Source organism: Thermogladius calderae 1633, assembly GCF_000264495.1.
Classification (GTDB): domain Archaea; phylum Thermoproteota; class Thermoprotei_A; order Sulfolobales; family Desulfurococcaceae; genus Thermogladius; species Thermogladius calderae.
In genome coordinates this window covers 889,814-914,262 of sequence record NC_017954.1, presented here as the reverse complement: position 1 = coordinate 914,262, position 24,449 = coordinate 889,814, and the positions used below count along the sequence as shown (strand labels likewise).

Annotated in this window: 23 protein-coding genes and 1 tRNA gene; 13 read left to right on the top strand and 11 right to left on the bottom strand. The window is 59.4% G+C overall.

What is annotated here, in order from left to right:
- Positions 1–338 precede the first annotated feature (338 nt).
- From TCELL_RS05055 to TCELL_RS05040, 4 genes are read right to left on the bottom strand one after another with little or no spacing between them, the layout of a single operon-like run.
- The gene (locus tag TCELL_RS05055; protein WP_014737647.1) at positions 339–1,304 is read right to left on the bottom strand and encodes an ABC transporter ATP-binding protein; all 966 of its coding nucleotides are present in this window, start codon (positions 1,302–1,304) and stop codon (positions 339–341) included.
- A complete protein-coding gene (locus tag TCELL_RS05050) occupies positions 1,301–2,263 on the bottom strand; it encodes an ABC transporter ATP-binding protein (RefSeq protein WP_014737646.1) in 963 nt (320 codons plus the stop codon). Before TCELL_RS05050 ends, TCELL_RS05055 begins: the two co-directional genes overlap by 4 nt.
- A 1-nt stretch (position 2,264) precedes the next feature.
- On the bottom strand, positions 2,265–3,095 hold the full coding sequence (locus TCELL_RS05045; protein WP_014737645.1) for an ABC transporter permease: 831 nt from the start codon (positions 3,093–3,095) through the stop codon (positions 2,265–2,267).
- Positions 3,096–4,106, bottom strand: a complete 1,011-nt coding sequence (locus tag TCELL_RS05040) for an ABC transporter permease (protein WP_083830026.1) — start codon at positions 4,104–4,106, stop codon at positions 3,096–3,098.
- 99 nt (positions 4,107–4,205) lie between these two features.
- On the opposite strand from TCELL_RS05040, the gene TCELL_RS05035 reads away from it, so the two are divergent.
- The 4 genes from TCELL_RS05035 (at position 4,206) to TCELL_RS05020 (ending at position 8,800) form a co-directional block, all read left to right on the top strand.
- Positions 4,206–5,789, top strand: coding sequence for an ABC transporter substrate-binding protein (locus TCELL_RS05035; RefSeq protein ID WP_014737643.1), 1,584 nt, complete (start codon positions 4,206–4,208; stop codon positions 5,787–5,789).
- An 862-nt stretch (positions 5,790–6,651) separates the two neighbouring features.
- Complete coding sequence (locus TCELL_RS07550) at positions 6,652–7,305, top strand: polymer-forming cytoskeletal protein (RefSeq protein WP_048163215.1); 654 nt, start codon at positions 6,652–6,654, stop codon at positions 7,303–7,305.
- A 2-nt stretch (positions 7,306–7,307) separates the two neighbouring features.
- A complete protein-coding gene (locus TCELL_RS05025) occupies positions 7,308–7,607 on the top strand; it encodes a winged helix-turn-helix domain-containing protein (RefSeq protein WP_014737640.1) in 300 nt (99 codons plus the stop codon).
- A gap of 137 nt (positions 7,608–7,744) precedes the next feature.
- Positions 7,745–8,800 carry an encapsulin gene (locus TCELL_RS05020; protein ID WP_014737639.1) on the top strand — a complete coding sequence of 352 codons (1,056 nt, stop codon included), beginning with the start codon at positions 7,745–7,747 and terminating at the stop codon, positions 8,798–8,800.
- Between the two features lie 76 nt (positions 8,801–8,876).
- On the opposite strand, the gene TCELL_RS05015 is transcribed toward TCELL_RS05020, so the two are convergent.
- A tRNA-Arg gene (locus TCELL_RS05015) sits at positions 8,877–8,951 on the bottom strand.
- A gap of 177 nt (positions 8,952–9,128) precedes the next feature.
- Between TCELL_RS05015 and TCELL_RS05010 the strand changes: the two genes are divergently transcribed.
- Positions 9,129–9,449 (top strand): hypothetical protein, encoded by a 321-nt coding sequence (locus TCELL_RS05010; RefSeq protein WP_014737638.1) that lies wholly within the window; start codon positions 9,129–9,131, stop codon positions 9,447–9,449.
- On the opposite strand, the gene thiI is transcribed toward TCELL_RS05010, so the two are convergent.
- The gene (thiI, locus tag TCELL_RS05005) at positions 9,446–10,882 is read right to left on the bottom strand and encodes a tRNA uracil 4-sulfurtransferase ThiI (protein WP_014737637.1); all 1,437 of its coding nucleotides are present in this window, start codon (positions 10,880–10,882) and stop codon (positions 9,446–9,448) included. The genes TCELL_RS05010 and thiI overlap by 4 nt on opposite strands.
- A 78-nt stretch (positions 10,883–10,960) precedes the next feature.
- Between thiI and TCELL_RS05000 the strand changes: the two genes are divergently transcribed.
- Positions 10,961–11,482, top strand: coding sequence for a THUMP domain-containing protein (locus TCELL_RS05000; protein WP_014737636.1), 522 nt, complete (start codon positions 10,961–10,963; stop codon positions 11,480–11,482).
- Position 11,483: 1 nt separating this feature from the next.
- On the opposite strand, the gene TCELL_RS04995 is transcribed toward TCELL_RS05000, so the two are convergent.
- Complete coding sequence (locus TCELL_RS04995; RefSeq protein ID WP_014737635.1) at positions 11,484–12,095, bottom strand: SagB/ThcOx family dehydrogenase; 612 nt, start codon at positions 12,093–12,095, stop codon at positions 11,484–11,486.
- A gap of 53 nt (positions 12,096–12,148) precedes the next feature.
- Here TCELL_RS04995 and TCELL_RS04990 point away from each other — a divergent pair, with 53 nt between their 5' ends.
- Positions 12,149–12,829: a DUF47 domain-containing protein gene (locus TCELL_RS04990; protein WP_014737634.1), complete on the top strand. Its 681-nt coding sequence runs from the start codon at positions 12,149–12,151 to the stop codon at positions 12,827–12,829.
- Here the strand turns inward: TCELL_RS04990 and TCELL_RS04985 are convergent.
- Complete coding sequence (locus tag TCELL_RS04985; protein ID WP_014737633.1) at positions 12,808–14,007, bottom strand: inorganic phosphate transporter; 1,200 nt, start codon at positions 14,005–14,007, stop codon at positions 12,808–12,810. The genes TCELL_RS04990 and TCELL_RS04985 overlap by 22 nt on opposite strands.
- Before the next feature lie 196 nt (positions 14,008–14,203).
- Here TCELL_RS04985 and TCELL_RS04980 point away from each other — a divergent pair, with 196 nt between their 5' ends.
- From TCELL_RS04980 to TCELL_RS07545, 5 genes are all read left to right on the top strand, one after another.
- Complete coding sequence (locus TCELL_RS04980) at positions 14,204–16,156, top strand: aldehyde ferredoxin oxidoreductase N-terminal domain-containing protein (RefSeq protein ID WP_014737632.1); 1,953 nt, start codon at positions 14,204–14,206, stop codon at positions 16,154–16,156.
- 76 nt (positions 16,157–16,232) lie between these two features.
- Positions 16,233–18,473, top strand: coding sequence for an arginine--tRNA ligase domain-containing protein (gene argS / locus TCELL_RS04975; protein WP_014737631.1), 2,241 nt, complete (start codon positions 16,233–16,235; stop codon positions 18,471–18,473).
- A gap of 107 nt (positions 18,474–18,580) precedes the next feature.
- A complete protein-coding gene (locus TCELL_RS04970; RefSeq protein WP_014737630.1) occupies positions 18,581–19,894 on the top strand; it encodes an acetyl ornithine aminotransferase family protein in 1,314 nt (437 codons plus the stop codon).
- A 51-nt stretch (positions 19,895–19,945) separates the two neighbouring features.
- The gene (locus tag TCELL_RS04965; RefSeq protein ID WP_014737629.1) at positions 19,946–20,293 is read left to right on the top strand and encodes a DUF134 domain-containing protein; all 348 of its coding nucleotides are present in this window, start codon (positions 19,946–19,948) and stop codon (positions 20,291–20,293) included.
- A gap of 76 nt (positions 20,294–20,369) precedes the next feature.
- Positions 20,370–20,603: a prefoldin domain-containing protein gene (locus TCELL_RS07545; protein WP_238529057.1), complete on the top strand. Its 234-nt coding sequence runs from the start codon at positions 20,370–20,372 to the stop codon at positions 20,601–20,603.
- Here the strand turns inward: TCELL_RS07545 and TCELL_RS07330 are convergent.
- From TCELL_RS07330 to TCELL_RS04950, 3 genes are read right to left on the bottom strand one after another with little or no spacing between them, the layout of a single operon-like run.
- A complete protein-coding gene (locus tag TCELL_RS07330; protein ID WP_052307225.1) occupies positions 20,587–21,924 on the bottom strand; it encodes a phosphoadenosine phosphosulfate reductase domain-containing protein in 1,338 nt (445 codons plus the stop codon). The genes TCELL_RS07545 and TCELL_RS07330 overlap by 17 nt on opposite strands.
- Positions 21,921–22,892: a TIGR00269 family protein gene (locus TCELL_RS04955; RefSeq protein WP_048163212.1), complete on the bottom strand. Its 972-nt coding sequence runs from the start codon at positions 22,890–22,892 to the stop codon at positions 21,921–21,923. Before TCELL_RS04955 ends, TCELL_RS07330 begins: the two co-directional genes overlap by 4 nt.
- A 49-nt stretch (positions 22,893–22,941) precedes the next feature.
- Positions 22,942–23,529: an ECF transporter S component gene (locus TCELL_RS04950; protein WP_014737625.1), complete on the bottom strand. Its 588-nt coding sequence runs from the start codon at positions 23,527–23,529 to the stop codon at positions 22,942–22,944.
- Between the two features lie 173 nt (positions 23,530–23,702).
- Here TCELL_RS04950 and TCELL_RS04945 point away from each other — a divergent pair, with 173 nt between their 5' ends.
- Positions 23,703–24,446 (top strand): iron-sulfur cluster-binding protein, encoded by a 744-nt coding sequence (locus TCELL_RS04945; protein WP_014737624.1) that lies wholly within the window; start codon positions 23,703–23,705, stop codon positions 24,444–24,446.
- The last annotated feature ends 3 nt before the right edge of the window (positions 24,447–24,449 follow it).

Here is a 24,449-nt window from a genome sequence, read left to right as displayed (position 1 = left end):
GTGTGTGAGTAATACCCCGCCCAACAAGAGGTTCACACGATGTTCCCTAGCGTGTGAGAACTCTGTAGTGCAAGATACGGAAGAGTGTCTTTTAGAGAGCGGCGGTTGGGGCTAATCTCTAGTCCTCGGCGCGGTCTCAGCACTCTACTCGCTAAACCTAAAAGCAGGTGTTAGGTGCCTAGAGGTCGGGCCATAATGTTGCTACGCCCTCGCGTGGGCGGGCGACCTATGCCGTCTCCACTACTAAAACCCTCGCCGGTCCCCTGGCGGGTCTACGCGATAATTCTCATCGTGAGTGCCCGATCACGGGCCCTCCACGTCTCGCTAGCAGTAAACGGCTACTTACCGTAGAAAAGCCAACACTTGACCCACCTGCCGTTGACGCGGACGAGGGGCGGCTCCTCTCTGCGGCACCTCTCCGTCGCGAAGGGGCACCTGGGGTGGAGGCGGCAGCCTGGTGGCGGGTTGGAGGGGTCTCCTATCTCCCCTTTCAGGTCTACTCTCTCGGTCTCCACCTCACCCCCGACGCGGGGTATGGCCGATAAGAGGGCCTTCGTGTACGGGTGTAGCGGCTCCTTCACGACCTTGTCAGCGGCCCCCTCCTCGACGAGCTGCCCCATGTACAGGACACCGATCCTGTCGGCTATGAGGCTGAGCAGTACTATGTCGTGCGTTATGAAGAGCATGGACAAGCCGTAGCGGCTCTTGAGGTCTAAGAGCAGCTTGACGATCGAGGCCCTAATAGAGGCGTCTAGGTTACTGGTCGGCTCGTCTGCAACGACGTACCTCGGCCTCAGTATCATGGACCTCGCTATCACCGCCCTCTGCAACTGGCCACCACTCAGCTCGTGGGGCTTCCTGTGAATGAAGTCCTCAGGGGGCACCAGCCCGACCTCCTCGAGGGCCTTCGCCGCGATATCGAGGGCTTCACGCTTATCGAGCTTCTCGTGGACGATCAAGGGCTCGGCTAGGGCTTCGCCCAACGTCTGGACAGGGTTTATAGCGCTGTAGGGGTCCTGGGGGATGAGCTGCATCCTCCTCCTAATCCTCCTCAAACTCCTCTCGCTCCAGTCCGTTATGTCGACCCCCTCGAAGAAGACCCTGCCCCTAGTCGGCCTGTAGAGCCTCAGCGTGATTCTCCCAATAGTCGACTTCCCGCTACCGCTCTCCCCAACGAGGCCGTAGATCTCGTTCTCCGCGATGCCGAGCGTCACGTTGTCGACTGCTCTCACCCTCTTCTTACGACCGAACAAGCTGACCTCGAAGTCCATGACAACGCTTTTGAGCTCGACCACCCTGCTCATTTCACCACCCCCGCGTAGTGGCAGGCCACGTAGTGCCCCTTCGAGACCTCCACGAGTTGCGGTTGCTCGGCCCGGCACTTCTCCCTCGCCAGGGGGCACCTCGGGTGGAACACGCAGCCGCTGGGCGGGTTCCTCAAGTCGGGTGGGTAGCCGGGGAGGAAGCTGGGCAGCCCCCTCTGGCCGAGCCTGGGCAGCGACTCTAAGAGGGCCCTCGTGTAGGGGTGTCGCATGTCGCGGACCAGCTCGCTCTTATCGGCGTACTCCATCACGTAACCCCCGTACATCACCATGACGGTGTCCGCCCTCTCTAGGGCTAGGGCTAGGTCGTGTGTTATCAGGATGAACGAGGACTTGTACTTCCTCCTGACATCGTCTATTAAGTCCATGATCTGCTTCTGGACTATCACGTCCAGCGCCGTAGTGGGCTCGTCCGCGATAACCACCTCGGGGCTCAGGCTGATCGCCATCGCTATCGCCACCCTCTGTTTCTGACCCCCGCTCAACTGGTGCGGGTAGGACTCGAGAACTCTCTCGGGGAGGCCGACGGCCTCCGTGTACTCCCGGGCTACACGCAGTGCTGTGGCTTTGTCGAGCCCGTGCTCCATGAGGAACTCGGTGAACTGGTCGACGACCCTCCTCAGAGGGTCGAGTGTAGTGAACGGGTCTTGGAAGACTATGGATATCCTGCTCCCCCTGACCTTCCTGAGCTCCTCTGTCATGAGGGTCAACAGGTCAACACCCCCGAGTAGGACCCTCCCCCTTACGATCTTACCCGGCTTCGGGACCATGTTCATCAGAGCGTACGCTAGCGTGGACTTCCCGCTGCCGCTCTCGCCCACTACGGCCAGCATCTCGCCTCTCCGTAGCTTAAAGGACACGCCGGAGACCGCGTGTACAACCCCGCTCATCGTGTAGTACTTCACCCACAGGTCCTCGACTTCCAGGACGTGGCCGGCCAACCTACCTCAGCCTCGCACCAGTTATTCTCGACACCCCCTCGCTCACAAGGGCGAAGCCTAGTGCCAGCAGTGTTATGCAGAGGCCCGGGAAAGCCATGAGCCACCACTTGCCGTCCAAGACGAAGCCCCTCCCCTTGTACAAGTCGAAGCCCCAGTCCGGGGTTGGGGGCTGAACAGTTAAGCCTATGAAGCTCAACGCCGCCTCTGTCAAAATAGCGTCGGCGCTGTTCATGCTGAAGACCACCATCATAGTCCTCGACACGTGAGGTAGTATGTGCCTCACCACGATCCTCGAGGGCGGTAAGCCCAGGACGCGGGCCTGCTCGATGAACCCCTCGTTTTTCACGCTGAGGACCTGTCCCCTGATCATTCTGAAGTACGTCGGCACGTAGACGACAGCTATTGCGACAGCGGCGTTTACGGGGCTCGGCCCCAAGGCCACCGAGAGGGCTATGGCGAGTATAAGGGATGGGAAGGCGTATATCGAGTCCATGACGAAGGAAAGCACCCTGTCGAGCAGACCGCCCAGGTAACCGCTCACGAGGCCTAGGAGGGTCCCCACGAAGCCGCTCAAAGCGATGGAGAGGGCGACGATCGCCAGGACTATCCTGGACCCGTAGACCACTCTCGAGAAGATGTCCCGGCCGAGGTTGTCCGTCCCCATTATGTGCCCGGGGCTGGGCGGCTGTAGTGGCGCACCTACAGAGTTCACGGGGGAGTAGGGGGCTATGACGTCGGCTAGGAGCGCGAGTAGTACGAAAAACACTATTATGGCTAGGCCCGTTGCTATGTAGGCGTCTCTAAATATGTGGGCGAGCCTCAACTCCACCACCTAGTACCTCACCCTCGGGTCGATCAAGGCGTAGACCACGTCGACGATGAGGCTTGTCAAGCCGACTATGAAGGCGAAGATCAGTATCACCGCCTGTATAGCCGTGTAGTCCCTGTACATGACCTTGTCGACGAGGTATGTCCCGATACCCGGCCAGTTAAAGGTCGTTTCGGTCAAAACCGCGCCGCCCATCAAGAGCGAGAACTGTAGACCTGTGTAAGTGACTATGGGGATCAAGACGTGCTTGAAGGCGTGCCTTATCACCTTGGGCTCCCTGATCCCCCTCGACCTGTACGCGTCCACCATCTTGGACGACATGACGGCCTCTAGGTTGTTTAGAGCCAGCCTGATGTAGGGCCCGGAGATTACGAGGCCGAGTGTGAGAGACGGCAGTACCAGGTGTGAGAGGGCGTCTACGAAGGCGCGGGGGTTCAACTCGATTAGTGCGTCGAGGGTGTAGATCCCTGTAATGGGCTTGAACCCCTCGATACTCGATATCCTCCCGCCGGACGGGAGTATCTTGAGGTAGCTCGAGAAGACGAGCTGTAGGGCTAGGCCGAGCGCGGGTATGAAGACCACGAACACGACTGAGCCGAAGACCCTCGCGAAGGCCTCTAGGTACCTGCTCCTCCGCTTAGCGACCAGGTAGCCGGTGCCGACACCGATGACGAGGCTCACGAGAATGCTCCAGACGGTCAGCTCCAGTGTAGCCGGGAGCTTGTCCGCGATGTCGCTCGTTATAGGCCTACCCCTCACAACCATGGACATCCCCATGTCGCCCCTCAGGAAGTTGGCGAGGTACTCGAAGTACTGGATGTAGAGGGGCTTGTCGAGGCCCAGCTCCGCCATGATGGCCTTCAACTGCTCTTCCGGTATGTTCTTCGTGCCCAGCGCGGCGAGTACGGGGTTGCCCGGCAGGATTCTGAGGACTATGAAGACCAAAGTATAGAGGATAAGGATTGTGGGTATGATCAACGTACCTCTTATAGCCACATATCTAAGCAAACCCATGCCATTACTCACCCGGTAATATGGCTTCACCAATGTTTATCACAAATATGCTTTTAACTCGAACGGACTATTACATATTGGAAAAGTGGTGGGGGTTTGATGCGTAGAGGAATATTCATCGCCGTAGCCGTCGTCCTAGTGGCCGCCGTGGCCGTCGCCTCGTACTACTACCTCGCAATCAGGCCGGCCCAGCCTACGACTACAACACCCGCTTACGCCGAGAAGATCGTTATAGGGGTCACAGACAAGGTGACAGACCTCGACCCCTCCAACGCCTACGACTTCTTCACTTGGGAGGTCTTGACCAACATTATGGACGGGCTCGTGAAGTACAAGCCTGGCACAGACCAGCTGGTACCGGGTATAGCAGCGAATTGGAGCGTCTCGGCCGACGGGTCTGAATGGGTGTTCAAGCTGAGGAACAACGTGTACTTCTGCGACGGGAGGCAGGTGACTGCCCAGGACGTGGTGAGGAGCGTTAAGAGGGTTATGAAGATCCAGGGAGACCCCTCCTGGCTAGTCACCGAGTTCGTGGACGACGTGGTCGCGCTCGACAACTTCACGGTCAAGTTCAAGCTCAAGACCCCGGCGAGCTACTTCCTCGCGCTAGCGGCCACGCCCCCGTACTTCCCTGTGAGCCCGAACTACCCCGACGACAAGATCGTGAGCGACGCGACGTGGGGTGGGGCGGGGCCGTACTGTATTAAGGACTTCAAGAGGGACGAGTACATAGTCCTAGAGGCCAACCCCTACTACTACGGCGAGAAACCGATGACCAAGACCGTCGTGATCAAGTTCTACAGGGACGCCACATCGCTGAGGCTCGCGCTGGAGAACGGCGAAGTGGACATCGCCTGGAGGACCCTAAGGCCCCAGGACTACGTCGCGCTCGGTAGCAACCCCAACTTCGTCGTGGAGAGCATACCCGGCTCCTTCATAAGGTACATAATAGTCAACACCAAGATGAGCCCCGTCGACAACGTGCTCGTCAGGAGGGCTATTGCGGCGGCCCTCAACAGGAGCGAGATCGCCGAGAGGGTGTTCTTCGGCACCATGACGCCTCTCTACAGCCTCGTACCGGCCGGCATGTGGAGCCACATAGACGCCTTCAAGGACGCCTACGGCCCCGGCCCCAACTTGACGCTGGCGAGGGAGCTGCTGAGGCAGGCCGGGTACAGCGAGTCGAACAAGCTGAAGCTGGAGCTCTGGTACACACCGACCCACTACGGGGACACAGAGGCGGACGTCGCCACCTTGATCAAGAGCCAGCTCGAGGCGACAGGCTTGATACAGGTCGAGGTCAAGAGCGCCGAGTGGGCTACGTACGTGGACAACGCTAGGAACGGGAGGATGATGCTGAGCCTGTTCGGCTGGTACCCCGACTACATCGACCCGGACGACTTCCTCTCCCCCTTCCTGCTGAGCACGGCTAACAAGTGGACCGGCTCGGGCTACGCGAACTCGACTGTGGACAACCTGCTCAGGGAGGCCATGGTCAAGACGAGCCAGTCCGAGAGAGAGGCGCTATACGTACAGGTCCAGAGGATCCTCGCGGAGGACGCCCCGTTCATACCACTACTACAGGGCAACCTAATGGTGGTGCACTCCAAGAACGTACACGGCGTCGAGATAGGGCCTCCTATGCTGATGCCCTACTACACCATCTACAAGACCACGGGATGAGCCCACACCGTTTTTTACACGCCCCTATCCCTCGGCAGGCCCGCACCCCCCTAGGCGTGCTATATCTTTTTACCGGCCACGACTCTCCTACACGAGTCATGGTCCGCAAGCGGTGTAAATCACACTGTTAACGGTAACATAGATGTGGTCTAGTACCGCGGTAAGCAGACGTGTGGAAGAAGTAGCGGAGTTGGCCAACGGTAGGGCCGCTAGGGGCCCAGAGGACAGTGCGGGCTCGGGTCCTACAGCGTTGACGAAGTGGAGAGCCGACCCCTTGTGGCTTCCTAGTGGTTTTATACTGAGGTCATTGTAGACTACTGTGAAGACCGAGGTAGGCGCATGTCGAAGAAAGAGAAGGCCGAGGCGAAACCCAAGGCTGAGGAGAAGAAGGCCAAGAAGTGCAAGTAAGCCTGTATTCCCTCACCTCATTTTTCACACTACCACCCCTTGGGCCGGCCCCAAGGCCTGTTTTGTTTACGCAGATTGATTTGCTAGCCCCCTTGCCGTCGGGTACAAAACTGCTGTTCGCGCGCTTCCGCAGTCCTCGCCTCCGTGGAGAGGTAGGGGTGCCTACTGAATCCTTACATTACGTGACACCGGTGTCAGAAATCGAAAGGCTAGGTATCGGAAGCTTCAAGCCGGCACCACGCGTATCGGGACGACGTCCCTAGAAGGAAGAGAGGTAGGTGTCTTGAGACGAGGAAAACGCGAGAGCCCCACGCCCTCGGGTCTACACCACGCGCCGCAGACCCCTCTGAGTGCGCTTCGAAGCTGTACTAAGGGGCTAGTTACTCACGTGTATACAAAAGCTCACATTTCGTGAGTCTCCTATTTTAGACTGCGAGCCAAAAGTGGTCACCGGGTGAGCTCGGTGGGCATAGAAGAGCTCCGGGTTGGCGGTAGCGTCAAGTTGAGGGGCCCTATCAAAGCGAGTAGGATCGACGTAGGGGGGTCTCTACAAGTCGACGGGGACCTGGAGGTCGAGGCGCTGAAGATAGGCGGCGCGGCGAGCGTGACCGGGAACCTGAGGGCAGCCGAGGTCGTTGTCGGGGGCTCGATCAAGGTGGGAGGGGACGCTGATGTGAAAAAGCTACTCAAGGTCGGAGGCTCTGCGAGGGTTGAGGGCGGCCTCGTCGGCGGCGAGGTCGTTGTCGGGGGGTCCATCAAGGCGAAGGCCATTAAGGTCGACGTGTTCAAGGTGGGCGGCGAAGCCGAGGCGGAGAAGATCGTGGCGAGGGAGGTCGTGGTCGGGAAGAAGTCCAGGGTTAGGGGCGAGATAAACGCCTGTAAAGTCACAGTGGAGAAGGACGCCGAGGTCGACAAGGTGGTAGGGTACGAGGTCGTATTGAGGAAGGGCTCCGAGGCAAACAGGGTTGAGGCCTACAAGGTCTTTGTGGAGGAGGACGCCGAGGTCAGGGAGCTCGTCTACGTAGAGTCAGCCGAGGTCGACGAGGAGGCCGATGTGAAAAAGGTCAGTAGAGTAGAGAGCGTGAACCTCGAGTTAAAGTGTGCGTAGCTATGCTGGCGAGGGCGAAGCGCTGCCACCACGACATCGTGTACGAGTTGTTGACAGCCATAAGAGACGAACAGCCAGCCCTCAAGACGAGGGTGTGCACAGCCAGCGGCCTCCCACTCGACAGGTGCAGTAAAGTCCTCGCCCTCATGGAGGGCCTCGGCCTTGTCTACAGAGAGGGCGCGGGAAGAGGGTCGGGTTACTACGTCACAGAGCAGGGTTACGTGTACATAGGCCTGTACGAGAAGATAATGGAGGTAATGCCCGCCGGATCCTACAAGAGGCGCAGGAGGAAAGTCTCGTAGAACGCTGGAAGCGCGCCTATACGCGCGGGAGCAGGGGCACGGGGTCCACTAGCGCACCCCCGGTAGAACGCAACGTCCGAGCGTGAGCAATATTTTTTATTTTTCGCGGTAATACTCTACTTAGGTGAGTTGCACAAGTGTTGTCCAAACACCCCCTAGAACTCCCTCCTGGGAGGAGGCTAAGCAAGGAGGAGGTCGCCGACGCCCTCCGCCTGGCCATAATAGCCGAGCTCGACGCAATAAGCCTCTACCTCCAGCTGGCTAGGAGCATCGACGACGAGAAGGTCAGGAGGGTCTTCGAGGACATAGCGAGGGAGGAGAAGACTCACGTAGGCGAGTTCCTGGCCCTACTGAAGTCCATGGACCCGGAGCAGGTCGCAGAGCTGGAGAAGGGGGCGAGGGAGGTCGAGGAGTTGACAGGGCTTAGAGCCCCCGACGGCGGCCAGGTGGCTGGCGGTCCCGCTAAGGCCGAGCTAAGGCTCGAGGAAGCCGTGGCCTCCAGAGTGAAGGAGGCGGTGGCCAGCGCGAGGGCGGTCGCTAGGAGGCTACCCTCGGTGACCGCCGGGAGAGGTGTGGAGGCGGTGCCGGTGGAGTCGGTGGCGGAGGGTAGGAGTGTACTGCCGCTCAAGGAGCTGAGTTTCAGGTTCCGCGTCTCGCAGAGGGCTGTAGACTACGCCGTAGCCACTAACAGCCTGCTCGAGGTGCCCGAGGGGCTCAAGGCCGCCTACACGCTAGCACAAGAGGAGGACCGGCTGGTCGCCTCCACGCTGCTAGAGAAGGGTGGGGTCAGGCTAGAGATGGGCGGCTGGGAGACGCCTGGGCAGGCACCCGCGGACGTGGCGAGGGCGGTCGCGTACCTCGCCGGCAAAGGACTGCCTAGGCCGTACGTGCTCTTCCTAAACCCCGCCGACTACGCCAGGCTACTCTCCGTGAGCGAGAAGACAGGGGTGACAGACCTGGAGAGGGTTAAGGCGCTGGTGGACGATGTCGCGGCGACCCCTAGCCTGCCCGAGGGGAAGGGGATACTGGTCTCGGCGACACAGGGCGTGGTAGACGTGGTCTACGGAGGCAACGCCGAAGTAGACTACATAGGGCCCGAGGACGGCTACCACGTCTTCAGGGTCTGGTCAAGCCTGGCTCTAAGGTTGAAGAACCCTGAGGGAGTAGTCGTCCTAGAGAGGAAGGCGGCTTAGAAACCCGCGTCAACGAAACCCTTTTTAACGCTAGTCGACCCGGGCCTCGGTTATCAAGTACTTTAATAAGCGTACGCGGGCCCGCGGGGATTCGAACCCCGGGCCTCCGGCTTAGGAGGCCGGCGCCCTATCCTGGCTAGGCGACGGGCCCTTCACAGACACTATATTCTAGGTGGGGCTTTAAATAGTATCCTGTGGACTTGAGGGGATGCATACCGTGTTCAGGGCGTATACTGTATTATAACACCGCGGAAGTCTCTCCGCAAGGTTTAAAACACCCCCACTATAGTAAGGAGCCCTCTCTAATGAGGAATAAAGTGGGGAGAAGATGTCGGGGTTCGTGGATGTCGAGCCCAAGCTGGTTCACACCGAGGTCTTTTACAGAGGGAAGGATAGGAGGTGGCTTTTGATCAACGTCTACAGGTTCAGCGACCGTGACCTCACGGTCATATACGACGAAGTGGAGGACAGGGTTGTCTACGAGCGCGAGACGCCCATAATGCCCGTCTTGGACCACGTAGTGGAGGCGTATAGGCAGATCAACGAGGACTACGACGAGGTCGCTTGGAGGGCTGAGATAATCTCCCGCTTCAAGGCGGTCTTTTCCTTAAGCGAGTTCTTGACCTTGGACTACGAGAACCACAACTAGCCTCCTTCACCGCACCTCTTCAGCCCGCCCCTGAGGCTGTAAGCCCTCAACCCTTTTTTCCTCAACATCTCTGCTACAATAGTGCTAATCGCGCCCGTGTCGCAGAAAACGACCACCACCTTGTCGCGGGGCACATTGTCCGGGTCTAACCTGGAGAGAGGTATCGCGCCCGGTAGAGACCCGTCGTCTACCCCCCTCCACTCCCTGGCGTCTACTAACAGGGCGTCCTCTGGTATGAAGTCGATCTCGACGTCGTCGCTCGGTATCACGTCATCTGGTCTCGAGGACAACGTATCGAAGGACCTGGCCCCCTCAACCGCCTTCTCGACCAGGGACATGTCTACTTTCCTCACCTCCTCTTCCACCATCCCAGCTGTAGCGTGGGTCTCGACCCTGCTCGGCGCTATTGCGCAGGCCTCGGGGACCTTGGATGACAGCTCGTAGAACCCTATCCTCCTCGAGAGCGCCACTATCTCCTCCTTGTCGAAGCCCAGAAGCGGCCTGAGGACTGGTCTAGAGGGCTTAGCATACTCCTCCACGGCTTGGAGGTTCCTGAGGGTCTGGCTCGAAGCCTGCCCTATGGACTCCCCCGTAACTATGGCGTTGTAGCCGCCCGCCACCGCCAGCCTACTCGCCGCGGTGTACATCAGCGCCCTCAGGACCACCTGCCTCATGGGCCAGCTGACCTTCGAGGCGACCTCTGCCACGACCTTCCTGAAGTCCACTACCACGAACCTGGGCCTGTAGCCGTGCAGCCACTTGCTCGATAGCTCCCTGGCCACCTTGAAGGCTAGGTAAGTGGCCCTCGTAGACCCCAGGGTGAAGTGTAGGAAGTCTACTTGAACACCCCTCTTGGCTACCAGCCAGGCCGCTACCGGGGAGTCGAAGCCGCCGCTGAACAGGGCTAGGGCCCTCCCCTCGACACCCACCGGCAGGCCGCCGGGCCCCTCGGCGGCCCTCTTGTAGATGAAGGCCCTACTCCCCCTGACCTCTATCTCCACCGTGACTTCCGGGTTCTCAAGGTCCACGCCGGCCGAGTACTCCTTTAGGGCCGCCCCCACCTCCCTCGCCACGTCCAGGGAGGTGAAGTCGTGGGAGCCGCTCCTCTTGACTCTCACAGCAAACCTCTTGTTAGCCACGAGGTCCCTGGCCTCGCTGCTCGCCCACGCGACCAGGTCCTTCAAGTCCTTGAACTGGTACTCCGCGACAACCCCCACTCTGTGGACGCCGAAGACCTTTGACAACGCCTCCGTGACGTCGACGTCCGTCCTCAAGACCACCTTAGCCTCGACCACCTCGTGCCCCAGGACCCTGCCGCCGGCTCTCTCCACAGCGTCCCTCAGGTTCTCGACCAGCCTCCTGTAGAACCTCGGCCTGGTCCTCGAAGACCTTAAGGGTATCTCCCCGCTGACCGTCACAACGTATACCGGCATAGCTGGGTCCAGCCCAATTTTATAAGCTTATCAAACGCTATCATCAATTTAACGCTTAGGTCTGGAAGGGTTGAGGGCTTGTCTTTCAACCTGATTATAACCCACGAGCAGGGCGGCGAGAACTACAGGGCTGTACTAAGCGAGCTCAGGAGGCTGTTAGGAGACCTAACGGTCGTGGACACGGGGCCCTCCGTAATACTCGCGAAAGTCCCCGACCCCTACAAGGCCGTGGACACGCTGAGGGGCGCCACCTTGTCGCCGCTCATCTACAGGGTAGTACCCGTGGACGTGGTCCTAGACCCCTTCGTGGAGGTGGTGGCCGAGGAGGCCGGCAGGCTGGCGGAGGAGAAGATACCCGTCGACAAGACTTACAGGGTGACGCTCCACGGCAGACTGTACTGGAGGGAGACGAGGCTCCCGGCACACACGAGCGACGCAATAAGAGTCATAGCGGAGAGGGTCAAGAGGCAGGTCTCGCTAACCCACCCGGACTACGTGGTGTACGTTAGGTGCGTCAAGCTGTACCACAGGAGGAGGCTCGCCACCCTGACGGTGGCCCCAGTGGAGAAGTTCCTATCGCTCAAGTCTGGGAAGCCGTGACTCACCTCGGGTAGCCGACGGGGAAGATGTAAAGGGGGACGTAGCTCTCGCGGAGGCCGAGGACCCTCCTCACGTGGTCGTCGTCGAAGGCCCCTATAGCCACGGTGCCGAGGCTCATCTCCGTAGCGGCCAAGTATATGTTCTGCCCGATGTGCCCCGCCTCCAACACCATGTACTGGTAGCCCCGGTCGCCGTACCACGCAACGATCCTCTCAGGTACCCCCACTACCACGATGTTTATTGGGGCCTCCTTGACCGACATCTGCCTCAGGCACGCCTCGTAGAGGTCGCCGGCCGGGTCCCCAGACCTGACTAGGCGCAGCCCGTGCGACTCCGGCTCGTAGAGGTACACACCCGGGTCGAGCCCCTCTACACCGTTCGTCTTCACCGCCAGGTAGACCTCCATGGGGTACAACGCGCCGGCGGACGGGACCACCCTCCTCCTGGAGGTGACGTAGCCGTACGACACCCAGAGAAGCTGCGAGACGGTTCTCAAATCTAGAGGCCTGTCCCTGAACCTCCTAACACTCCTCCTCGCCGAGAGCAGCCTGGACAAGCAGGTCTCTTTGTCGGGCTCGGGTAGGCCGATAGCCCCCTTCCCGCTCATCTCCATACACGGGGGTTATTATAAGAGGGTGGGTTAATATAGACCTGTATGGTGGTATAGTGCCGATATCTCTCAGCGACATAATGCCGGAGGAGGCGCTGGAGTCTCTTAGGGACTACCTCAAGAACCTCATCAAGTCCATAGACCTCTTCAGGAAGTCTCTGAAGCTCCTCAACGAGGTCAGAGTCGGCGAGGCTAGGAGCCTCCTGGCCGAGGTCGTGAAGGCTAGGAGCGAGGCCAACAAGAGCAGGCTCAGGCTTATAGAGGTCATCGAGAACTCGAGGCTAGAGCCGAGCGTCAAGGAGGACATACTCCACTTCATCAAGAGACTCGACGCGATAAGCGACAACGTCAAGGAGGCCGCCAGGGAGCTCACGATCATGCCCTACCTCGAGGTACCCTCCCCTATAAGGGACGGGCTAAACAGGCTGGCAGACATGGTGCTGCAGGCAGCCAGTCACGTGGCCGAGGCGACCGAGAGGCTGATCACCGGGGAGCACAAGCGCGCCCTAGAGCTGGTAAACAAGGTCCTGGAGATCGAAGAGGAGGCGGACAGAGTGGACGTCGACAACAGGGGGAAGCTCATCGTTTACGCGGACGTGATCAAGCCGAGTACCCTCGCCATACTGATACACGACTTCAACAAGGACCTCGAGAACGCTGTTGACTCCTGTGCCGAGGCGGCCGACTACCTCCACATCCTCATAACGACCTGGCTTCAGATAGAGATGATCGTGTAGACCAGCCCGAACGTCGCGAGAGCTGTTAAGGCGACCCCGAGGAACCAGAAGCCTATTATCTTGGCCACGAGCCTCATGTTAACGAAGGAGACTCCACGGGCCAGCCCCACGCCAGCTATCGCCCCTACTATCGCCCCCGTCGTAGAGGTCGGGATCCCGAGCCTCGTGACGACTAGCACCAGCTGGGACGCAGAGAACTGGGCGACAAAAGCCGACTCGACGCTCAGCGGGGTTATCCTCTCGCCTATCGTCTCCACTACGCTGTAGCCCCACGTCAGTATCCCCGTAGCAATGCCGAGCGCTGAGAAGACTGTGACGGGGTATGGGATGTCGACTTTCCCGCTCGGCACCTGGCCCGTGAACACCGTGAGCAGTACGCCTGTCAGTGGGCCGCTCGGGTTGGACACGTCGTGCGCCCCGTGGCTGAAGGCCATCGTAGCAGAGCTGGAGATGAGGAGGGTCTTGTACACGAAGTCCCTGGCCTCGATGTCGTCCTCGGGCATCCTCCTCGAGACGTAGCGGTAGTACACCCCGGTCAGTAGCGCCGCTCCTAGTAGGCCAAGGGTTAGGGAGTATACAAGGTTCTCAAGGCTCGCCGACTCGAGCAGGTATAGGAATATCGCCATGAAGACGGTGAGGTAGAAGAGGACGCTGCCAGACAGTAGCGCCCTTTTACCGGTCACGAACCTCCTCACCTGGCTGAACAACTTGTACTCGGCGAACCCCACGGCTATACCGAGGAAGGGTACCAGCACCCACGCGGCGACGATGAACGAGACCTCGGGCCAGAGGACGGCGTTGACCCCCCCTGCCGCTAGGCCGAAGCCTATTATCCCCCCTACTATGGACTGGCTTATGCTCATCGGGATCCTCATCCTCGTTATTAGGGTCACCAGCACTCCTGTCACGACGAGCGCCACGCTCATGCCGATGATCAGGTCCGCCGGCCTCACGGCGTTTACGTCTACGATACCCTTGAGCAAGGTCACCGATACGAAGCGCCCGTAGATCACGCCTCCAACAAACTCGAATATCGAGGCGAAGACGAGCGCCCTCCTCAGGCTGAGGGCCCCCGAGCCGATGGGGGCGCCTATACTGTTAGCTGCGTTGTTCGCCCCGTCGATCCACGCGACGAGGAACGCCCCTAACCCGGCTACTAGGATCCACAGAATTTCCATGGCCACTACCGCGCTTCATCTCACGATTGGCTCTTCTATTATTCAACGACCAGGATTTTTAAGTGTTAAGGCGGCCGCCCCCCGTATAGTCCACGCGTTTAAACACATGTTGAAAAAGACAAAACGCATTGGAGGGCTATTGTTTAAAACCGCTTGAATAGAGAATTGGAAATAGCGTTAACAGGGGTGTTTACGGGTGAGCCTGAAGTACAGGGTTGTTTTCGTCAACCCAGGCGAAAAGACGTCTAGGCTGGCAGAGTACGACCTGAGCGAGGTCAGGGGGCCGGTAAGCCTCGGCGTAAAGCTACACAGCGAAGTCTACGAGTCGTGGAAGAAGCCGGTCTACCACCCCGACAACGCCCTCGTGATCGGCACTGGACTAGTTGCGGGGAGCAAGCTCTACGGAGTCCACAGGCTGGTCGCTGTATTCAGGAGCCCGCTGACCCGCGGACTCCACGTGGCCGCGATGGGCGGGGCGGCCTACCAACTAGCCGCAAGACTCCACAGCATAGTGGTAGATGGGGCGGCCGGCAGGCCCACAATAGTACTCCTGAGGGGCCACAAGGATGGTGCTGTAGAGGTCTCCTTCAGCGAATTGGAGGATAGCGAGCTGGAGAGCGTGTGGAGGGGCTACAGGGGGCTCAAGGGCACCTACGCCCTGACGAAGTACGTGGTCGACAAGCACCCCGACTTCTTCAAGGGGGGCCTCAGTAGGGTTGTGGCCGTCGGCCCCGCGTCCAAGTACACGAGCCTGGGCGCGCTCTTCTCGGCGACGCTCTTCAATGGCGAGATAGACTACGGGAGCGAGGACCTCGCAGCGAGAGGCGGGCCAGGTAGCGTCTTGTTGAGGGCGCACAACGTAGCCGCTATTGCGTACAGCGGTAGCTACGACAGGTCGGCAGACCTGCCCAGAGAGATGACCGAGCTCAGGGCGATCAGCGACTACACTGTTAAGAAGCTGGGGAAGCCGTACATAAATGCGGTGATCGAGGCGGGGACCAAGTACAGGTTCGACCCCAAACTGAACACCGGGGGCACCTTCGGCTCCAACTACCCCCACCTAAGGACGCAGACGCCGATGTTCAACTGGAACATGATCTACCTCCCCAACGATGTGCGCGAGAAGCTCTTCAACTACATAATGAAGTACTACTGGGAGCCCTTTAACAAGGAGGCTATCGAGTCGAAGAGCTGGAAGACGTGCGGCGAGCCGTGCCCCGTCGCGTGCAAGAAGGTGAGGAAGGGGAAGTACAAGACCGACTACGAGCCCTACAACGGCCTCGGGCCCATGATAGGCGTTTTCGACCTCCACGAGGCCGAGAGACTCGTCGAGCTAGCCGACGCCTACGGCTTCGACGCAATAGAGCTCGGCAACCTGATCGCGTTCGTGTTCGAAGCCTTGGAGAACGGGTTGCTCAGACCCGAGGAGGTCTCGCTAAGCAGAAAGCCGTCCTTCAACCCGCTCAACTACACGGTGGAACACAGCAAGACCAACGCCGACCTCGCAGAGGATGTCATCGAGTCGATGGCCTGGGGCACAAACCCCATACTGAGGCTCATCGCCGATAGAGGTCTCAGGTCGGCCGCCAAAGTGCTGGACCTCCTCTACGAGGAAAGGACTAAGGAGAGAAAGACTAGATTCGTAGACCTCGCGGTCTACGCCTCGTTCGGCGAGGAAGGGCACATAACCCCGAACTTCTACTGGACGCCCGGCATGGTGGCCCCTCTACCAGTCCTTGGGAGGTACTGGACGCTCTACACAGGCGTCTTCCTAGACCCGGAGGAGTTCGCGGCCAAGAGCTACGAGAGGGCTGTAATGGAGCTGATGATAGACGACTCCGGGGTCTGCAGGTTCCACAGGGGCTGGGCAGAGAAGCTACTACCCTCGCTGTATGCCGACTACTACGGTCTGAAAGACACCCTCCAGTTCTACAAGAGGCTATACAAGAGGCTCGCCGAGTACCAGTCACACACCGCCGAGCCCACCTTGTGGGAGAGCAGGAAGGTGTTCGACTACATGACCAAGGCAGCCGCCGAGTACGCTAACAAGACGTGGACGGAGAAGTTCTCTGTCGAGGGAGAGAAGTCGGTCGTGGAGTGGTGGGCCAGGTTCAAGAAGAAGCTAGCCGAGCTCGTATCCTCGGCCTAGGCCTTGCCTTTTTCTTAGTGAACAGTTTTAATATCTTCAATACTAAGTTTAGGTAAGGCTACGCTGGGAGTGGTGGATGAGTAAACCGCAGGGCTACATAGCGAGGTGCTTGAGCGAGGCCGTTGCCGATCTCGCGCCCGCAACGATCGGTGTAGACAGGCGGGCGGTCGAGGAGGCCTTCGAGACGGGCAGGCTAAAGGTGTCGAGGCCCCCCTCCCAGAGCATCGGGGACTACTCCATCGCCCTCCACTACTTGTTTAAGCTAGGCGGCGTAGACCAGAAGGACTGGCCGCACGCGGCCGGGAGGCTGATAGAGGCGCTCACCTCCAGCAAGTACAAGGACGAGTGCTACGTGGCAAGAGCCGAGTTTGTCAACGGCTACTTGAACCTGACGATCGACTTCAACAGGCTCGCCAGGGTAGTCCTAGACGACGTACTCCGCGGAGGGGTTGAGGAGAGGCTGAGGAGCGTGGGCGGAGGGAGGGTCGTGGTCGTGGAGCACACGAGCGCGAACCCCGTCCACCCCCTACACGTGGGTAGCGGGAGGAACAGCGTCATCGGCGACACTTTCGCGAGGCTGCTGTCTAAACTAGGGTTCAGAGTGAGCAGGAGGTTCTACGTGAACGACATGGGCAGGCAGGTCGCGTTCCTAGTGTACGGCGTCTCAATCCTCAAAGAGGCCGGCGTCCAGCCCGGCGGGGAGTTCAAGACAGACCACTGGTACGGCATAGTCTACGCGCTGACGAACCTGCTAATCGAGGAGAGGAGACTGCTGAGAGAGGTCAAGGAGGCGGAGAAGGCGTATTGGGAGGCGCTGGCTAGGTTCGTTGAGTGGGCGGAGAGAGAGGGGGCTGTGCCTAGGAGCGCCCTAGACGAACTCAGGTCTCTGCTAGCTATGAGGTCTCTCAACAAGAGCGCGGCCAAGGTCGCGAGGAGACTAACAACGGTCCTGTCGGGTCTCGAGAAGGCCCTCGCGAACGCGGCTGAGTTGAAGGCCTTGAAGGACAGCTTGGATCGGTACACCGAGTTGTCGAGGGAGCACGCGAAGGTGTCCTTCCTGGTCAGGAGGCTCGCTGTGCGGGCACCCGAAGTCTACCTAGCCCTGTCCTCCAGGATCCTCGACGACAGGAAGGCTCTGGACGATGTCAAGAAGCTCATGAAGAGGTGCGAGGAGGAGGACCCGGCTACCCTGAGCCTGTTCCACGAGGTCTCGGAGAGCGTGGTCAAGGGGTTCAAGGAGACCCTCGACAGACTCAACATCCACTTCGACGCCTTCGACTGGGAGAGCTCCAAGGAGGTCCTGAAGGGGGCGCACGAGGTCGTGAAGGTAGTGGAGTCGAAGCCATTCGCGAGGAGGGAGGCAGGCGCACTACTTGTAGACCTAGACCAGGCTGCCGAGGACTGCGGCTTTGTCAGGGAGCTCTTCAGCCCCGACAGGCCGGGCAAGTTCATCATCGAGCGGAGCGACGGGACTACCCTGTACGTGACGAGGGACGTATCCTACAGCGTGTTCAAGTTCAGGGAGACGGGCGCCGACATTGTCTATAACGTCATAGCCAGCGAGCAGTCGAGGGAGCAGAAGCAGGTGAAGGCCCTCCTATACCTGCTCGGATACGAGAGGGAGGCCAGGAACCTGGTGCACTTCGTCTACGAGCTCGTGAAGCTGAAGGGTATGAGGATGAGCGGTAGGCGGGGGGTCTACTACACGCTCGACGAGCTGGTTGAGGACTACTACGCGGTCGTCTCGAAGGTCTACTACGAGACCGGGAAGTCCAAGGCGCTAGAGCCGGCGGCTCGGGAGGACGTCGAGAAGACCCTGAGAGAGTTGGCGGTCGCCAACGCCAGAGGCCTCCTACTCTCCGTAGAGCCCTTCAAGGTGCTGTCCTTCGACCCGTCTAGACTGGAGGAGGCCCTATACGGCTCGACGGTGCTCTACTCCTACGTGAGGCTACAGAGCATCCTAAGGAAGCTGAAGGGGCTGGAGCCTCTGGAGAACATGGAGAGGCTTAAGTCCGAGGCCTCCTCGCTCGAGTGGGGCGGCTACAAGCCCAGCGAGGTCGAGGAGCAGATCCTGGACGCACTAGCCGAGTTCGAGAGAGTCGTCTTGTCCGCGTATAGGGAGTTGAAGCCCAATAGGGTCTTAGAGTACGCGATGAGCCTCAGCAACCTGGTGAACAAGTTCTACGAGTCCCACAGGGTGATGGGCGAGCCGGACCCGGAGGCGAGGGCATTCAGGGAGGCTCTCGTGGTCGCCACGCTGGCCGTTATGAAGGAGCTCGTCGACGTCCTCGGGTTCCCCCACGTCAGGAGGATATAGTCCTGAACCACCTCTGCTACGCTTCGTTATTCGCGTATAGGCTAGGCAAAGCTCTACTATATAAACCGTAGGCGTATAAATCATACAATGCCGAAGGGTTGAGTAGAATGAGTGGAAAGTCGAGGGAGTGGATCTACCTGCACCACAAGTACGTCGCGACGACGACTCACGACCCGGAGAACCTCCCACTGGTGATCGAGAGAGGAGAGGGCGTGTGGTTATACGACGTCGACGGCAACAAGTACCTAGACTTCTCTAGCAGTATCGGGGTGAACAACCTCGGCTACCCCAGCCACCCCGAGGTGGTAAAGGCCCTTGTAGAACAAGCTAGCGTCCTTGCACACGCGGCCGGCACGGACTTCTACAACCCATACCAGGTCAGGCTAGCCATGAAGCTCGCCGAGGAGACGCCAGGCGAGTTCCCGAAGAAGGTCTTCTTCGGCAACAGCGGGACGGAGGCGAACGAGGCCGCCCTCAAGATCGCCAAGACATCGACTGGGAGGCCTCTCTTCATAAGTTTCATCGGCGGGTTCCACGGGAGGACCCATGGTGCGCTGGCATTAACGGCCAGTAAGAGTGTGCAGAAGAAGAGGCAGTTCCCGTGGATGCCCGGCGTGTTCTACGTGCCGTACCCCAACCCGTACAGGAACCCTTGGGGGATCGACGGGTACGAGCACCCGGACGAGCTGGTCAACAGGGTGATCGAGTTTATCGAGGAGTACGTGTTCGACAAGCTCGCACCATGGGACGAGTTCGCGGGCATCTTCTTCGAGCCGATCCAGGGCGAGGGCGGCTACGTTGTACCCCCCAAGAACTTCTTCACCGAGCTCTCGAAGCTTGCGAGGAACTACGGGATCCTCCTAATAGACGACGAGGTCCAGATGGGGCTGGGGAGGACGGGTGCGATGTGGGCCATCGAGCACTTCGGTGTCGTCCCCGACATCATCACCACAGCGAAGTCCCTAAGCGGCGGCCTCGTACCCATCGGCGCAGCCATATTCAGGTCCGATCTAGACTTCAAGCAGCCCGGGATGCACAGCAACACTTTCGGCGGTAACGCTCTCGCCTCGGTAGTCGCACTTAAAGTCGTAGAGGTAGTCAAGACACTCCTACCGAACGTCAGGAACCTTGAAGGGCTGTTCAGGGACGAGCTGGTTAAGCTGAAGGAGGAATTCGAGAAGGTCGGCGACGTCAGGGGCCTGGGGCTAGCGTGGGGTCTGGAGCTCGTCACCGACAAGAGGAGCAGGAAGCCCGACGTGGACTTCAGGAACAGGGTCGTAAGGGAGGCGCTGAGGAGAGGCCTAGTCCTGCTGGGGTGTGGGAAGAGCTCTATAAGGCTCATACCCCCGCTCGTCATTAGCGAGGAGGAGGCCAAGGAGGGACTGAGAATCCTGCGCGAAACAATTAAATCCCTCGCATAACGTATTTTTGACTAACATCACCTTACAGAAACCCGCTTCGAAGGTGTCCCCTTGCCTAGACACGGGAGACGCCACGGCGCTCGCCACGGGAGGTTCTGGCCGGGGCCAGGGAGGCCTCTCATCCCCCGGTTCGTCGAGTACAGGTACTACGGTGTCGTGTACGTCCCCGTAGAGCGTGAAGACGCCTCACTCCCCCAGGAGGTCGTGGTCTTATACGAGGACGAGGTAGAGGCCTTCCGCCTCGCATACCTTGAAGGCCTGAGTGTACGCGATGCCTCCGCGAAAATGGGGGTCTCAGAGGCCACATTCTGGAGGATCCTGAACTCGGGGAGGAGGAAGCTCGCGGAGGCCATCTTCTACAGGAGGCCTTTCAAGATAGTCGAGAGACCTGTAGAGTGAAGTGGCCTCGCGCCGCACACTTGCGACCGAAAGGTTTATAAGATAATGAAATATGTTTCTAAATTCGGTGAGGCGAATGTGGTGGAGAGGACCTTACGGGCCGTGGCCGGGTCATGGACCTTGGAGCCACCTACCCCCGTGGATGAGGCCCGGTTGGTACCTGTGGTGGGCAACACCGCAAACACCACCTCCTGCGGCTACTTGGAGTAGGGAAGCCGAGCTACAGTACCTTGAGAGCCTCAAGAGCTACCTCCAGGAGACGCTTAGGAGAGTTGAGGAGAGGATAAACGAACTCAAGAGTTCGAAGTGAACTCCCTTTTCTTCAGGAACTCCCGGAAAGACTCCTCTCCTAGAAGCCAGTTTAGCCTAGGCGAGTTTTTTATCAGCTCCACCTCCCAACCCCTCAACGAGGGGCAGATGTAGCAGCCCAGCCTGTAGAACCCCTGCTCGTAGAGCGGGTTCAAGGGTACTCCCAGTACTACGGTGGCGACCTGTAGGAGAAGAGTACTCCACTGCTTGAGCGGGTAGGCGTAAGTGAGGTTGCCCTTGGTGAAGAACGGGGGCTTGGAGCTCCTGGACTCCGACTCGACGTCTCTGTCCCCAACTAACACGAGACACCTCGCGCCGCCTGAGCAGACCTCCCCATAGGCCTCCTCTAACTTGGAGACCTTGAGCCTCGAACACCACCTGTTGGAGTGCTCTGGTAGCCCGTTGACGAGTAGGTGAGGCTTGAGCTCGAGCCTCTTCACGACCAAGTCTATACCGAGCTGGCTGGAGACCTCCTCGACGAAGAGCTTGTTCTCCGGGAAGTCGACGTCGATGTCGACGAAGACCGGGCTCACCCTGCTTCTCCCGAACAACTTTAGCGCGAGGTAGAGCGCCATAGTACTGTCCTTGCCACCGCTCCACGGGACTAGGACGTGGTCGTAGTCGCCGAGGCTCTTCACCCAGTCCAGGGTCGCCTCCACTAGCTTCAGAACGAACTCTCTATTGGCCTCAGCCAAGTCTACGATGTTCACGCTCTCGGGCTTACGCCCATTGTAAGGCTCGACCCCAAGGTTGTCTCTTATCTTGAAGAACCCCGCCGGCTCTCCCCTGCTGAATACTACGTGGCGCCCACCAACGTCCCTTAGAGCAATGTACCAACCGGGCTCCAGCCCTACTACGCTCTTGGCGAACTCGGGGACCCTGAAAGCCATTATGTCGTGGTACACCTCCGGCTCCTCCAAGACCGGTCTAGCGATCGGTAGGGTAGGGGCGAACTTGTAGGAGCCGTTTTCGAAGTACAAGCGTAGCCGGAGCTTGGCGCGGGCCTTCTCGACTTCGTGGCGTATCTCCTCCAGCCTCATGTTCCTCACCCTGGCCTTCCCGACGACGTGGACTACGGTCGTAGGCGAGTACCGGGAGGGGAGGACACCGGACTCCGCGTCCTCCTTGTTGGCGATGTAGAGCTTGTAGAGAGCCCTACCGTCGAGCCCCTGGAGGCCCTCGGCGAGCGCTTCGCTGGACCTGACCCCGCCCAGCGAGACGACCTGTATACCCCAACCCGGGTAGAACCTCTCCACCACGTGCTCTAGCGCGTCCTTGTCGCTGGAGGCTCTGGTGGCAATAACGTACATAGGCTTGCTCATAGGCCTCTCTTCAACTCGTAGACTCCCTTCTCCAGTATGCCCAGCCCGATCCTGAACTGGCACGCCCTACAGACATCGTGCGAAGACGGCTCCCCGCATATCTTACAGGTCTTCACCTCCCCGACCTGCCTCTTCTCGCCTAGCAGGCGGACTATACTCAGGTAGCTGTTCAGCAGGCTGTTCTTAGTGCCGGGCTGGGCCTCCTCGAGCTCGTTGATCATCTTCCTTATCTTGAACCTGACGTTGAACTCGGCGTACGGGCACTTGTGGTACTCGGGCTCTATCAGCCCGTTCAACAGCGCGTATATGCTGGTCTCCTTCTCCGTCACCTCTATGAACGGCTTTATTCTCCTCACGAACTTCTCGTGCGACGCGATGCCCGTGACGGGCGCGAGCCTGGCCAGTTTGTCTAGCGTGTCCTTCGCTAGGTTCATTATGAAGGTCTGGACGACGTCGTCCATGTTGTGCGCCGTAGCCAGTACTGTACCGCCCATCTCCCTCGCCACCTTGTTCAAGAGGTACCTCCTGAAAACCCCGCAGTAAGCGCACGGGAGGTAGGGGAGGCCCCTCCTCCTACCCTCCTCCACTATCTCGTCGAGCGTCATCCCGAAGTACTCTTTGAAGGAGGCTATCTTGTAGGGGACGCCCAGTCTCTCGTTTACTCTGAGGAAGTTCGCTATGGTGTACTCCCTGTACCCCCTTATCCCCTCGTCTACGATGAGGGCCGACACCCTCCACCCGGGGTTCTTCTTGGACATCTTCCATAGGAAGTAGAGTAGGGCCATCGAGTCCTTGCCGCCGCTGACCGCGACGACTATGTGCTCGGTCTTGCCCAGCATCCTGTACTTACGTATCGTCTTCTTCACTTTCCTCTCAAAGTACTCGATGAAGTGCTGCCTGCAGTAAGCGGTCTTGTTGACCCTGTTGACGTACACCGCTGGCCTGCCGCAAAGGCTACACTTGGCCACTACCAGAGCCCTAATAAAAGAGGGATTCGGAAAAAGGGGTTTAAAGAGACTACGGCCTCACGACTCTCCCAACGAGGTAGGCTATAGCCCCGTACATCAGGCCGCTAACGAAGGCCCCCAGTACTATCCACACCATGTAGTGCCACGGGTAGATGTCCCCGAACAGCACTGCGTCGAGGGCCACGGCGGGGAAGGCCGCTAGGCCTCCGGCCAGTGACGAGGCCACGAGCCCGTAGCTCCTGTAGGCCCCGGCGGCGTAGGCCACTTCGCTGGCTAGCCCCTGAGCAAAGCCGTAGACCAGGTTTGTCAAGCCGCCCGCTGTCGGTATGAGGCTCTCGATGAGAGCGGCTATCGTCTCCCCGAGGAAGGCGGACAGGGGCTTCCTTATGAGGACGGCCGCCATCGGGGCCGCCATAAACCACAAGCCGTAGGTCAGTAGCCTAGCCACCACGGGCCCGCCCACAGCTTTGACCACGTAGTAGGCTGTCCACCACGGTACGAACACCACGCCGAAAACAACGCCGACGAGCCCCAGCACTGTGTAGTCGATCGCCGTGTACCTCGTCTTCTTAGCCGCGAAGTACAGCGCCAACGCCGTGAGCACGACTATTAGCAGGGAGACCAACTCCAGTAACATGGAACCACCGTGTGGGTCTGATCTTAAAACCTGGTTATTAAGATTTCTATCACCAGGTTTTAATAAACGCTCTGACTAAGCACCTAGTCGCTGAGACACTACGGCAGTTGTCGGTAGCGTTATATGGGTGTCCAAATTGTAAGGATAGTTAAGCGCGCCTGAGGTCTCGGCTCGTGAGAGTAGCCGAGTGCCTTGTGGTGTCGAACACTGGCGTGGCGAGGGGGTATAAGCACCTCGTGCTGGGCGGTTGCAGTCTAGGCCGGGTGAACCCCGGCCAGTTCGTCATGGTGAAGGTCGACGGCCACGAGGTGTTGCTGAGGAGACCCTTCACGGTCTACGACTACGACGAGGAGAGGGGGGTCCTGGAGATCCTCTACAAGGTGACCGGTAGGGGGACTAGAGCGATGGCCGAGCTACGGGAGAGCGACGTTGTCAGCGTACTCGGCCCGCTTGGGAGGGGGTTCCCCCTTGACTGCCCCGGTAAAGCGCTGCTCCTCGCGAGGGGTGTAGGGCTCGCGTCGCTCACGTACCTCGGTAGAAAGCTGAGAGAAGCGGGGTGCAGCGTGGTCACCGTGGGCAGTTTCAGAGGGCGTGGAGAGGACCTCGCCACTGGGAACAAGCTCGTCGAGGGATTCTCGTCCAGGGTCTACGTGCTGTACGACGAGGACGGCACCAGTAGCCTGGACAACGTCGGGAGGATCCTGTTCGAGGAGAACCCCTCGACAGTCTACACGTGCGGGTCGAAGGGGTTGATCAGGCTACTGAAGCAAACCCCCTTTAAAGCGTACGCCTCCGTAGAGGAGAGGATGGGCTGCGGGCTGGGTGCGTGCCTATCCTGCGTGGTGAGGACGGTCCACGGCTACAAGCTTGCGTGCAGAGACGGCCCTGTGTTCGACGTGAGGGAGTTGGAGGTGTAGTGG